Below are 12868 nucleotides of genomic sequence, written 5' to 3' on the forward strand. Positions count from 1 at the left end.
GCTAATTCTAGCCAATGAGAGCGGCGGCGAAGGCGTGCGGGGTGAATCCGGCAAGGTCGCCGATGCCCTCTCCGTTGCCAACCAGCTTGACCGGGATGCCCGTGCGTTCCTGCACGGCCAACACGAAGCCACCCTTGGCTGAACCGTCGAGCTTGGTGAGCACAAGCCCGGTGACACCGGCATGCTCCAGAAATGCTTCGGCCTGAGCGAGACCGTTTTGGCCGGTGGTGGCATCCAGAACCAGCAGCACCTCAGCAATGGGAGCCTGCTTTTCGATCACACGACGGATCTTGCTGAGCTCGTCCATCAGACCACTCTTGGTTTGCAGGCGGCCGGCCGTGTCGATGATGACGATTTCGGTTCCATGGGCGATGGCCCATTCCACAGTTTGGTAGGCCACGGCGGAGGGGTCTTGGCCCTCCATCTGCGGGCGCACGATATCGACCCCGGCCCGCTCAGCCCAGGTGGCGAGCTGGTCGACGGCGGCGGCACGGAAGGTGTCGGCGGCACCCACAACGACGGAACGACCGGAGTTGGCAACGAACTTGGCGAGCTTGCCAATCGTGGTGGTCTTGCCCACGCCGTTGACGCCGACGACGAGCACGACGGCGGGGCGATCGGAGAGTTTCAGCGTGGTGTCGTGCTTGGCAAGACGCTCTTCGAGAGCCTCGCGCAGCATGCGGTTCAGGTCTTCGGGATCGGTCGTGGAGTACTTGGCAACCTGGGCGCGCATCTGAGCCATGAGAGCTTCGGTGATGTCGGGGCCGAAGTCCGCGACGAGGAGGGCCTCCTCGAGGTCTTCCCACGTGGAGTCGTCAATCGTCTTGCGCCCGCGGAGGCCGCGAAGGGCGCCAGCGAGGGACCACGGAGTGCGTTCAGCCATGAGTCAAGGCTATGGGGTCTGGGGTAGCGCTGACGCGCTGACCGACGACCGCGGAGACTCCATCTTGGCGCATGGAGACGCCGTAGAGGGCATCCGCTATCTCCATGGTGCGCTTTTGGTGGGTGATCACGATGAGCTGACTGCTGAGGCGCAGGTCTTCGAAAATAGAAAGAAGTCGGCCAAGGTTGGCATCGTCGAGAGCGGCCTCGACCTCATCCATGATGTAAAAAGGGCTGGGGCGAGCCTTGAAGATCGCGACGAGAAGGGCGACAGCGGCCAGGGATCGCTCGCCGCCCGAGAGCAGGCTGAGGCGGTCAATCTTCTTACCCGCGGGGCGCACCATGACCTCGATGCCGGTGTTGAGCAGGTCGTCGGGGTTGGTGAGGGTGATGCTTCCGGTGCCGCCAGGGAACAGGATGGGGAACACAGCCGCGAAGGCCGCCTGCGTGTCTTCGAAGGCCGCTTGGAACACCGACTGCATGGTCAGGTCGACCTCATCGATGATGGTGAGCAGGTCTTTACGCGTGTTGGCGAGGTCGGTGAGCTGCTCGCTGAGGAAGGTATGGCGCTGCTCGAGCGCGGCGAACTCCTCGAGGGCCAGCGGGTTCACGCGGCCCAGTTGGCCAAGCTTGCGTTCGGCGACTTCGAGGCGGCGCTGTTGCTCGGCACGCACATAGGGGATGCCGTCAGACTTGTCGGTAGCGGGGATCAGCTGGTCGGGACCATACTCGGCGACCAGAACATCTTCGACGAGTCCGAGCTCGTTGCCGGCACGCTCGAGGAAGCTGGAGAGCTGCAGTTTCTTCTCGTAGATCTGAAGTTCGAGGCCGTGCACGTTCTCGGTGATCGAGGCGAGGCGCTCGCGGAGAGCAGCTTCATCGGTGCGCAAAGTAATGAGTTCGCTGTTTTGCGTGGCACGATCGGCTTCGCGCTGGGCTAGCACCACGCGAGCCTCGATGACGGAACGATCCACGGAATCCAACACCGCGGGCAGGGCTTCAACAACGTGGGAGGCGGCATCGATTTGGCGGCGTCGAGCGACGGCGCGACGGGCGGCCGCATCTGCGGCGGCCCGGTCGGCCTCGAGTTGAGAGCGCAGGCCATCGACCCGGAGTTCTTCGGCGCGAACGCGCTCACGAGCGGTCTCGAGCTCGAGACGCGCCTGAACCTCAGCCTCGCGCACGCGTTCCAGCTCGCCATACATTTCGTCGCGGGCGGAGACATCGAGGATGGGGCGCGGGCGCGTTTGGACAGATTCAAGTTCGGATGCAGCACGGTGGGCATTTGCCTCGGCTTCGTCCACGGAGGCACTCGCCAACGTCACACCGCTACTGACACGCTCGCACTCGGCGGCGGCAGCCTCGGCTTGCACACGCGCACGGTTGAGCGCCTCGGAACGGGCAGCAAGTTGCGAGTCGAATTGACGCAAGGCGGCGAGCGCCGCCGTGGCACGCTCCTTGGCCACCACGGCCACGGCTCGCTGCTCGGACAGCTCAGCGCGGGCGGTGTCGATGGCAACGAGCACTTCTTCGAGGCGGGCGGCAGCCAGGTCGCGGTCGGCCACCAACTCCAGACGGCTCTGCTTGGCGCCGCTTCCGCCGCGCAAAACGAAACGGGTCAGAACCTCACCGGCACGAGTGATGATCGAGACGCCACCCCCGGAACCAGCGCCGCTTGCGGCATTGGCTGATCCGAGCCCCGCTTTCCACGCGGCACGCGCGGCATCCAGGTCATCGGCAATCACAGTCGACGCCAGCAGTGCCAGAATTCCATCGGGGGCGGTCACCACGGAGGCCGCCGAGACGATGCCCACCATCGCGGGAAGTGCGACCGGCGAAGTACCCGGGGTCGACGCCATGACAATTTCGACGCGGCCCATCTCACCGCGGTTGACGGTTCCGAGAGCCGCAACGGCGGCATCCACGTCATCGGCCAGCACGGCATCGGCCAGCGATCCAAGGGCGGCAGCAATAGCGGTCTCGTATCCCGGGGTAACGCGAACGTGTTCAGCAACCAGACCACGGATGCCGGTCAGCTTCGCCGCGACCAGAGCGGAGGAACCGTCCTTCGTCTCGAGGGCCATCGAGAGGGCACCGGTGCGGGCGACGAGCCCATCGCGCTCACGTTCGAGGGTGTGCAGGAAATCGCGCAGCCCCTCGATGAGAGCCTCCGCTTCCTGCACGAGTCGTTGCGTGGACTCGTACGTGTCGTTCAGCCCAGACTCCCCCGAGTCTGTGGCAACTGTGGCAGCTTCGACCTCTACCAGAGTGGCGTCGGTCACTGCCTTGCGCTCATTCGCCGCTTCGAGAGCATTGGTCTGACGCAGCACCTCCCCGCGCACGGCAGTCAGGCGGGAGTCAGCCGCATCTTTGCGACCACGAAGAGAGGACAGCTCAAGGTCATGTTGCGAGACGAGGGCGCTCTGGGCTGAGATCTGTTCGTCGACGGAATCCAGGTGCGCGCGCGCCTCAAGCGTCAAACGCTGCGCAGTGTTCCACGCCTGCTCAGCGGCCAAGACCAGCCCGTGCAAAAGTTTGATCTCGGCCTCGGCCGACACAATCAACTCGGCCGTGACCCCGGACCCCATGACCGTCTGGTCAGTGTCAGCGCCCAAGAGAGCGAGCCGCTGGTTGGCCAGGTTGTACAGCCCGCGCAGGCGCTCCTGAATGGATTCGAGACCGAACGCGGTCTTGCGGGCGGCCTCCACTTCATCCGCACTTTGATCGGTTTCGAGCCGGCGCACGCGCAGCATGGTGCGCTCCAACTGCTCCTGCACGACGATGCGTTCGCTGTGGCGTTCGCTTTCGCTGAGGTTATGTTGCGTCAGCGCGAGGCGCAGCGTGGTGACATCATCGGCGAGCAGGCGTGCTCGGGCATCCCGAACCTCGGCCTGAATGCTTTGGGCTTCGCGCGCAATCTCAGCCTGGTGCCCCAGTGGCTTGAGCTGACGACGCACCTCGGTTGCCAGGTCCGAGAGGCGGGTGAGGTTGGCGGCCATCGCATCGAGCTTGCGCAGTGTCTTCTCTTTGCGGCGACGATGCTTAAGGATTCCCGCGGCCTCCTCGATGAACCCGCGACGATCCTCGGGGCTGGCCTGTAGCACGTTATCGAGCCGACCCTGCCCCACGATGACGTGCATTTCACGGCCGAGGCCCGAGTCGCTCAGCAACTCCTGAACATCGAGCAATCGACAGCTGTCCCCGTTGATGGCATAGTCGCTCGAACCATTGCGAAAAAGGGTCCGGCTGATCGTGACTTCGCTGTAGTCGATCGGGAGCGCGCCATCAGCGTTGTCAATGGTAAGGATGACCTCGGCACGACCGAGGGGCCCACGGGTCGAGGTTCCCGCGAAGATAACGTCTTCCATCTTGCCGCCACGAAGCGTCTTGGCACCTTGCTCCCCCATCACCCAGGCGAGCGCATCGACCACGTTGGATTTACCCGAACCGTTGGGCCCGACGACACACGTCACCCCGGGTTCGAAGACAAACGTCGTGGGCTGAGCAAACGACTTGAAGCCCTTGAGGGTAAGGCTCTTCAAATACACGTCGTCAGGCTCCTGTCCCAGCGCTCGGCGGCGCTTTACTACGGTAGCGGATGTTGAGCGCCGACCAGCGGAACCTAGTCGAGATGAATCATAGATATATCAAGGCCCAGGATGGTAGATTCGATAATGCGAACGAGTGTTCACGATACGAACAAGATGTAAGGCGCCATGATCTCCAAACTTCACGACAGCGTCGACGAGGCGCTCGCCGATATCCGCGATGGGGCGACCGTCATGATTGGCGGATTCGGTCAGGCTGGTCAGCCGGTTGAACTGATTGACGGTCTCATTCGCCATGGAGCAACCGATCTCACGATTGTTAATAACAACGCGGGCAACGGCGAAGTCGGTCTCGCACTGCTGATCAAGAGCGGGTTCGTGCGCAAGATCATCTGCTCCTTCCCTCGCCAATCTGACTCGCAGATTTTCGACGCGCGCTATCGTGCTGGCCTCATTGAACTGGAAGTCGTGCCTCAAGGAAACCTGGCGGAGCGCATCCGTGCCGCCGGTGCCGGTATTGGCAGTTTCTTCTCCCCCACAGGCTTTGGCACCTTGCTGGCCGAAGGCAAGGAGACCCGCACTATCGATGGCAAGAATTACGTGCTGGAGTCTCCCATCCACGCCGACTTCTCCCTCATCAAGGCACACCAGTCCGATCCGATGGGAAACCTCGTCTACCGCAAGACGGCGCGCAACTTTGGGCCCATCATGGCGACCGCGGCGAAGACCACCATCGTTCAAGTAACGGATGTCGTCGATCTCGGCGCCCTTGACCCCGAAAACATCATCACCCCCGGCATCTACGTCAATCGCATCGTTCAGATTTCGCAGGAAGCATGCGCATGAGCACGGCCCACACTGACGCCGCCGACAGGACCAACCCACGGCGCATTGACCACACCCTTACCCGCGCCGAAATGGCACAGCGCGTTGCCGCCGACATTCCCTCTGGTTCGGTTGTGAACCTCGGCATCGGCATTCCCACCAGCGTTTCGAACTACCTCACGGCCGAACAAGATGTCATTTTGCACACCGAGAATGGCATGCTCGGAATGGGGCCTGAGGCGCACGGCGAAGAGATCGACAACGACCTCATCAACGCGGGCAAGATTCCCGTCACAGAGCTGCCCGGCGCCAGCTACTTTCACCACGCCGACTCCTTTGCCATGATGCGGGGAGGTCACCTCGATATTGCGGTGCTCGGGGCATTTCAGGTGTCGGCCGCAGGCGATCTGGCCAATTGGCATACCGGTGCTGCAGATGCCATTCCCGCCGTCGGTGGCGCCATGGACTTGGCCGTGGGAGCCAAAAATGTGTTCGTCATGATGGAGCTCACCACCAAAAAAGGCGAGTCCAAGCTGGTCGATCACCTCACCTATCCCGTCACGGGGCTCGCGTGTGTGACCCGCGTGTACACCGAGGTTGCCGTCTTCGACATCAGCAAAACCACCGGCGTCACCGTCACCGCGATCTTCGGCGACACGACGATTGACTCGCTCATCACTCTCACCGGCCTCCCCCTCGTGGATGGCACAACGACGACCCCCACGACAGGAATCTCATGACGACGTCCGCCTTTATTTACGACTACGTTCGCACTCCCTTTGGCCGTTATGGCAAGACCCTTGCCGCTTCGCGTCCCGACGACTTAGCCGCCCTCGTCCTGGGAGAAATCGCTCGGCGCAACCCCAGCGTGGACGTCAACAGGATTGACGACATCATGTTGGGCGATGCCAACGCCGCCGGTGAAGACAACCGCAACGTGGCCCGTATGGCCGCCATCTTGGCTGGTTTCCCCACCTCCATTCCGGGGGTGACAGTGAACCGTCTCTGCGGATCCGGCATGGAAGCCACCATTCAAGCCAGTCGCGCCATTGAAACCGGCGACGCTTCCCTCATCCTTTCCGGAGGTGTCGAATCGATGAGTCGCGCCCCCTGGGTGATGCTCAAGCCCAAGGCCGGCTACCCTTCCACGTCCGAAACCATGCACTCCACCACCCTCGGCTGGCGCATGGTGAACCCCGGCATGGATGCCGCCTGGACGATTCCCCTCGGCGAAACGGCCGAGATCTTGGCCGATCGCTATGGCATAACGCGTGATGAACAGGATGCATTCGCCGCCGCCAGCCACGAACGTGCCGTGGCCGCCTGGGCCAACGGAACCTTCGCCAACCAGATTGTTCAGGTGCCCGGAGCCGAGCTCACCCAAGACGAGAGTATCCGGGCCGATACGACTGCCACCTCACTCGGAGGCCTGAAGCCCGCGTTCCGCAAGGACGGGAGCGTCACCGCCGGCAACTCGAGCCCCCTCAGTGATGGCGCGGCAGCCCTGCTCATTGCCAGCGAAAGCGGCGCCGCGCGTGCCGGACTCGGTGACCCGATCGCCCGAATTCTCTCGCGCGGTGTCGCCGCTAACGATCCCAACATTTTTGGCATCGCGCCCGTGGAGGCAGCCAACATCGCCCTGGCTCGGGCTGGCAAGACGTGGGCCGACGTCGACTTCGTTGAAATCAACGAGGCGTTTGCCTCGCAAGCCATCTCGTGTGTTCGCCTCTGGGACGGCCTGGACCCCGCGAAGGTCAACGTAGATGGCGGAGCGATTGCGCTGGGTCACCCGCTCGGTGCATCCGGGGCCCGCATCATCGGTCAACTCGCACGCAAGCTCGAAGACAACGGCGGCGGGATCGGCGTCGCAGCCATCTGCATCGGCGTCGGCCAGGGACTCGCCGTCGTTCTTGAGCGCTAGTCTTTTTTACGTGACTCCTCCTGAGAACGAGATGGAACCCAGCGGGGAATTCGTGCAGTCCCTTGCCCGGGGACTCACGGTTATTCGCGCATTTTCTGGGGACCGTCCCGCGTTGACATTGACCGATGTTGCGGATGCGACACAGCTCAGCCGGGCAACGGCCCGCCGCTTTCTCCTCACGCTCGAGCAGCTCGGCTACGTGCGCACGGACGGCAAATTGTTCTCGCTCACACCGCGCGTGCTGGAACTCGGCTATAGCTACCTCTCCAGCCTCGGGCTGCCCGAGATCATCGCGCCGCACCTCGAGACTCTGGCTCACGACATTCAGGAGTCCGCGTCGGCCGCAGTGCTGGACGGTGGCGACATCGTCTACATTGCCCGCGTGGCTGGCCGCAAAATCATGCGGGTGCAAATCACGGTGGGTACGCGCTTTCCCGCCTACGCCACCTCCATGGGGCGGGTCTTGCTCGCCGCACTACCGGAATCCGATGCCCGTCACGTCCTCGAGTCCTCACCGCGTGAAGCTCTCACTCCCTTCACAAAAACGAGCATCGATGACATCCTGGCCGAGCTCGCTTCCATTCGCCACAATGGCTACGCGCTTCTCGATCAAGAACTGGAGTTGGGCCTGCGCTCGCTCGCGGTTCCGGTGCACGATTCTCACGGAAACGTCGTCGCCGCCGTCAACGTCTCGACGGTTGCCGGCGGAACAGTAGAAGAAACCACATCCCTCATTCGAGACAGGCTCCAGCAAACCGCGACCGATATCTCGTGTGACCTTGCGAGTCGCCCCGCCTAACCGCCGGAGATTTTCCCGTCTTTAGAACGCCTGCTCAATCCAGGCGTCCCCGGTCACGGTCTCCCCTAGGAACGTGCCCGTAGCACCCGCGGTGCCTTCATAAACAGGGGCGCCGCTCACAGCAAACTCTTGATCCTGGAGCCGAACGCTGACCGTCACGTCGGCGTTGAAGGAGGGTATCTCGACGCGGAACTGCTGCGCGTAACCATTACCGGAACTGGGACTGGTCCACAGTTCCCCCACGGGGGTGATCTTGCTGGCAACGTAATAGAGATTGCCGTCGGCATCCTGCAGAGTCGCGTAGGCATCCACCGAGACGCCTATCTCGGGCTTGAACCCCTCGCCGATGATGCCAGCATTCGAAATGGTGTAGCCGTTATCGAGTTGCATGTCCTGAAGGAGCCAGCGCACGCGGGAATCCGCCGAGCTGCCCCCGAAGAAGCCATACTCGTGATCCATCCATGTTGTGCCTTGAACCTCGTAGGAGACCCCCTCAACGGTTATCGTGCCCGTGGCCGCAAGACGGGTGAAGGAGTAGTAGTAGTTGTCCTTCGCTAAGTTTTCTACTGTCGAACTCGGCTCGATTCCCGTTCCCCACACGTAGAACGGACGACCCTCCTGTGAGAACGTCAGATCAAATGTGACCTCGTCGAGAGTGTTGGCATCCACCAGAAGCGCCTGCACGTGAATGTTTTTCGTGGGGTCAGCCTGTGGTGCCTCCATGGTGACGTAGTTGCGCACAGCAACCGCCGTCGCGCCACTGCCATCGCCACCACTCAGGGTGACCGTGGGTGTGGCGGAGTATCCGCTGCCAGGCTTCAACAGCACAATTTGGCTGAGGCCACCCTTGTCGTCGAGCACGGCAATGGCGGATGCTCCCGAACCGTCACCCTCGATCTTGACGTCGGGTGCCTTCGTGTATCCCGAACCAGCGGCGGTCACAGAGAATCCGCCAACCGCCCAGCTCGGGTCTCCGAGGCGGGCATACCAGTCTTTGCTCGGGTCGCCCTCAGCCCAGTTTGCAACGTCAAAGACGCCAACGGGCGAGGGTCCATACACTTGCGTGCGCTGGTAATGACGACCCGCTTGCACGTCACTGAGCGCCAGCTGCGTCATCGCAAATGATTGCCCCGTGAACGATGCGGCGTTCAACTCGAATCCGAACATCCGGTCTCCGGCGCGCAGCGTGCCGATGTGCCACCACCACTCCGTTGGAGCGCCGTCATGCCGATACATGTCTTTCGGCATGCTCAGGACGACGTTCTTCTCAGGGACCGGATCGGGCTTCGTCAACCCCGTCCAGATCGGATTGGTCGGCACTGACGCTGTCGGCGCCGTAACACCTCCCGGTCCGCAAGCGGTCAACACGCCCGTGAGCGCAACAACAATGGTGAGCCTAAAGACTCTGGACATCCCCCAAGAACCAGTCATTTTTTGACACTAGCACGCACGTCCACCCCCGTGTAAATACGGGGGCCACCCTCGAGTTTCTTTAGAGCGCTTCGTCCACGATTCCAATGAATCGGCTCCCGACGCCGTCGTATTCAACGCGACGAAGGCCTTCTGCGGGGTACGGCAGTTCATCGACGTCGTGGTAGTCGCACGTCACGTATGTGAAGGATGGCCACCATTTTTTGGGACGCGCGTCCTCGCTAAAGCCGCAGACATGACACTTGAGCTGCACCCATACCGGTTTTGATCCGGGGCGACGGTTCGCGCGAGATTGGGCCAGCCACGCTGGGGGCTGAGCATCCATTTCCGCTATGGATTCCTCGGAAACACGCTTTCCCATACCGTTTCGCGTCGCCATCTCCAGAGGAATATCGAGCCGAATCGCGGCCTCGCGTCGTGTAATCATCATCGTTATTAACGATAGGGGTAATGAGCGTTCAGTGTTTCTCGGCAAAAAAGTCGACGAGAATTTGGGCAACAAGGGCGGGCTTCTCGACCACGGCTTGGTGTGAGACCCCCGTAATCACGACCTGGCGTGCCCCTGGCACCGTCTCAGCGATCACGGCCCCCAACTCGGGCGGAGTGCCAGGGTCCAGTTGCCCCGAAATAACCAGCATCGGCACTTGAATGGATGACAGTGTCGGTCGAGCGTCGAAAGCACCGAGTGCCTCACATACGCGAGCATACGACTCGTTGTCGGCCGCCGCGATCATTGCCAGCAAGCAATCAACGACATCGGGGTGGTTTAGGCGAAACGCTTCGGAGAACCAGCGGGCAGGGGTTGCCTCCAGCAGGACGGACGTTCCCTTCGCGCGAACGAGCGTAGCTCGCTCTGCCCAGGCGGAGGTCTCGCCAATCTTGGCCGCCGAACAGACGACAGCGGCGCTCTTTACTCGATCGGGATACAACCGGGCGAGCTCGAGCCCGACGGCACCTCCCACGGAGACGCCGGCATAGTCGAAGCGGTCGATGCCACGGGAATCGGCCAGGGCGATGACACTGTCAGCAAGTTCCGCCAAGCTGAACCCTTTCGTTACCGGAACCGAAACTCCGTGCCCCGGCAAGTCCCAGCGCAGTATCGCGTGGTGAGCAGAGATCGCGGGCAACGCAAGCTCCCAGAGATGAACATCCGCCCCCAACGACGGCCCCAAAATCACTACGTCACTGCGCCCGGCCAGATCTGCCGCATCCAGTTCCGTTGTTCCTGTTAAGAGCGGGACGGTCATGTCAGAGCCTTTCGTTGGGAAGTCTCAGGTGCACTCTCGCCAAGAGAAGACCAACTATTCCTAGTGCTCGTCTTCTAGTTCGTGAGCGATGGTCGTTGCCGCCGCATTGAGCGTTGCAACGAGCCTGTTGACATCCAGCTTGGCAAGGTGGGCAACAACGCCGACGGCGGCAATGGCACGACCGCCGCGCAGAATTGGAACAGCAACCGAACCGCTTCCGGCTGTCATTTCCTGCCTCGTCACCGAGTACCCCTGAGCGCGCACCTCCGTGAGCTCGACGAGGAGACGAACAGGGTCGGCAATCGAGTACGGCGTCGGGCGCTGAAGAGGGCGAGAGAGGTACTTCTCGATGTTCTCTTTGGACTGGTATGCCAAAAGCACTTTGCCCACGCCCGTCGTGTGTAGCGGGAGGTGCCCGCCGGCGCGGGCCACGCTGGGAATGCTGCGCTCACCCACAAGACGGTCGACATAGAGGGCCTGCCCGCGGTCAAGAACAGCCAAGGTGATGTTTTCGCCTGTCTCCTCGTAGAGCCGTGCAAGAGTCGGGAGGGCACGCTCGCGAAGTTGCTCACTGACAGGAGCCAACTGGGCGATCGACCAGAGGCGCGTACCGATGCGATATCGCTTGTCATTGCCACGCACGAGAAACCCACCAGTGACAAGTTCTGCCACGACACGGTGGGTGCTAGACATGGGGAGCTTGGACTTGGCGGACAGCTCCGAAAGAGTGAGAGAGCGAAAGCGTGCACTGAAGCACGCTAAGACGGCGATGCCGCGGCCAATAGAGGATATTGGGGCGCCGGAGGTGGTGCGAGCGGGGCTCATGTGGGCAGAAGAACCTTCCAAAAAAGTAGGGTAAAAGCCCCCGTTCCATTCAGCGGAACTAGGCCCTTGTCAGAGCATCTCACGATTGATGGAATTATGCAATGCGGTTCGTTTGTGCAACGACGCTGCTCGTTCACTTTCACGCACCCAACAAAGATGTGAGGCGCCATGTCCACCATTGAAATCACCACCCAAGTTGCCGTCGTCGGCGGCGGCCCCTCCGGACTGACAATGGCGTATCTTCTTCGCCAAGCAGGCATCGATGTTGAGGTGGTGGAGAACCGCAGTCGTCCTTACACCGTTGATCGCGTGCGTGCCGGGGTACTTGAGCAGAGCGCTGTCGAGCTCCTCACGAAGGCGGGCCTCGGCGAGCGCCTTCACACGGAAGGCCAGAAGCACGATGGTATTTATCTGCAGTTCGACGGAGAAAAGCACCGCGTTCCCTTCGCCGACCTCATCAACCGCAGCGTCTGGGTCTATGGCCAGCAAGAGGTCATGAAGGACCTCCTCGTCGCTCACGACAAGCAAGGTTTCTCCGCTCACTACGAGTGTGACAACGTGGCTCTCCACAACCTGCTGACCGACGCCCCCAGCGTGACGTACACGCAAAATGGTCAGGATGTTCGCATCACCGCTCGCTTTATCATCGGGGCCGACGGATTCCACGGCATCAGCCGTCCCAGCATCCCGGAATCTGAAATCACGCACCACGAGCGCGTCTACCCCTTCGGCTGGCTCGGCATCTTGGCCGATGTTGAGCCCTCGACAGACGAGCTCATATACGCAATTCACGACGATGGCTTCGCCATGCATTCCATGCGTTCCAACACGGTCTCGCGCCTGTACCTGCAGGTTGATCCTGAGGACGACATCGCGAACTGGTCAGATGAGCGCATTTGGGAAGCGTTGCAGACGCGTCTGGGCCACCCCGGTTTCACGCTCAAGGAAGGTCCCATCACCGAGAAGAGCATCACCCCCATGCGCAGCTGGGTCTCCTCGCCCATGCGTTACGGCAACCTCTTCCTCGTGGGCGACTCGGCTCACATTGTGCCACCCACTGGAGCCAAGGGGCTCAACTCCGCCTTCGGCGACATCGCCGTTTTGACGCCTTCGCTACTCGACTTCTTCACGACCGGTAACGAAAAGGGTATCGACGCGTACAGCAAGGACTCACTCGACCGCATCTGGCGCACGCAAAACTTCTCGATGTACATGACCAACATGTTGCACCGCTTCTACAGCGATAACCCCGCTCAGGATGACTTCGACTACCGCTCGCAGCTGGGTCAGCTCCGAACCGTTGTCAACTCCAGGCACGGTATGGCGTTCCTGGCGGAGAACTACACCGGTATCGTCTGGTAGTTTTTTTGCACTGCGTTAGCAGGGGATG

General features: G+C 61.7%; 11 protein-coding genes. 5 read left to right on the forward strand and 6 right to left on the reverse strand.

Features of this window, described 5'->3' with window-relative positions:
• Positions 1-7: 7 nt before the first annotated feature.
• Both ftsY and smc read right to left on the reverse strand, forming a co-directional pair.
• Entirely contained in the window at positions 8-883 is an 876-nt protein-coding gene (ftsY, locus tag FB555_RS05045; RefSeq protein WP_182484381.1) for a signal recognition particle-docking protein FtsY, read from the reverse strand.
• Entirely contained in the window at positions 876-4430 is a 3555-nt protein-coding gene (gene smc / locus FB555_RS05050; RefSeq protein WP_182484382.1) for a chromosome segregation protein SMC, read from the reverse strand. The genes ftsY and smc overlap by 8 nt, the downstream gene beginning before the upstream one ends.
• A gap of 168 nt (positions 4431-4598) precedes the next feature.
• Here smc and FB555_RS05055 point away from each other — a divergent pair, with 168 nt between their 5' ends.
• The 4 genes from FB555_RS05055 to FB555_RS05070 are packed head-to-tail and all read left to right on the forward strand — an operon-like array spanning position 4599 to position 7975.
• The gene (locus FB555_RS05055; RefSeq protein ID WP_182484383.1) at positions 4599-5276 is read left to right on the forward strand and encodes a 3-oxoacid CoA-transferase subunit A; all 678 of its coding nucleotides are present in this window, start codon (positions 4599-4601) and stop codon (positions 5274-5276) included.
• Positions 5273-5995: a 3-oxoacid CoA-transferase subunit B gene (locus FB555_RS05060; protein WP_220475838.1), complete on the forward strand. Its 723-nt coding sequence runs from the start codon at positions 5273-5275 to the stop codon at positions 5993-5995. Before FB555_RS05055 ends, FB555_RS05060 begins: the two co-directional genes overlap by 4 nt.
• Entirely contained in the window at positions 5992-7176 is a 1185-nt protein-coding gene (locus FB555_RS05065) for a thiolase family protein (protein ID WP_182484384.1), read from the forward strand. Before FB555_RS05060 ends, FB555_RS05065 begins: the two co-directional genes overlap by 4 nt.
• 31 nt (positions 7177-7207) lie before the next feature.
• The gene (locus FB555_RS05070; protein ID WP_182484532.1) at positions 7208-7975 is read left to right on the forward strand and encodes an IclR family transcriptional regulator domain-containing protein; all 768 of its coding nucleotides are present in this window, start codon (positions 7208-7210) and stop codon (positions 7973-7975) included.
• Positions 7976-7996: 21 nt separating this feature from the next.
• Here the strand turns inward: FB555_RS05070 and FB555_RS05075 are convergent, their stop codons facing one another.
• The 4 genes from FB555_RS05075 to FB555_RS05090 all read right to left on the reverse strand — a co-directional run bounded on the left by FB555_RS05075 (position 7997) and on the right by FB555_RS05090 (position 11478).
• On the reverse strand, positions 7997-9406 hold the full coding sequence (locus tag FB555_RS05075; RefSeq protein WP_182484385.1) for a lipocalin-like domain-containing protein: 1410 nt from the start codon (positions 9404-9406) through the stop codon (positions 7997-7999).
• A gap of 61 nt (positions 9407-9467) precedes the next feature.
• Positions 9468-9833, reverse strand: coding sequence for a hypothetical protein (locus FB555_RS05080; RefSeq protein WP_182484533.1), 366 nt, complete (start codon positions 9831-9833; stop codon positions 9468-9470).
• 31 nt (positions 9834-9864) lie between these two features.
• Positions 9865-10653: an alpha/beta fold hydrolase gene (locus FB555_RS05085; protein ID WP_182484386.1), complete on the reverse strand. Its 789-nt coding sequence runs from the start codon at positions 10651-10653 to the stop codon at positions 9865-9867.
• A gap of 60 nt (positions 10654-10713) precedes the next feature.
• Positions 10714-11478 (reverse strand): IclR family transcriptional regulator, encoded by a 765-nt coding sequence (locus FB555_RS05090; protein WP_182484387.1) that lies wholly within the window; start codon positions 11476-11478, stop codon positions 10714-10716.
• 168 nt (positions 11479-11646) lie between these two features.
• Here FB555_RS05090 and FB555_RS05095 point away from each other — a divergent pair, with 168 nt between their 5' ends.
• Positions 11647-12840 carry a 4-hydroxybenzoate 3-monooxygenase gene (locus FB555_RS05095; RefSeq protein ID WP_220475839.1) on the forward strand — a complete coding sequence of 398 codons (1194 nt, stop codon included), beginning with the start codon at positions 11647-11649 and terminating at the stop codon, positions 12838-12840.
• The last annotated feature ends 28 nt before the right edge of the window (positions 12841-12868 follow it).

It is taken from the genome of Alpinimonas psychrophila (assembly GCF_014137865.1).
Taxonomy (GTDB): Bacteria; Actinomycetota; Actinomycetes; order Actinomycetales; family Microbacteriaceae; genus Alpinimonas; species Alpinimonas psychrophila.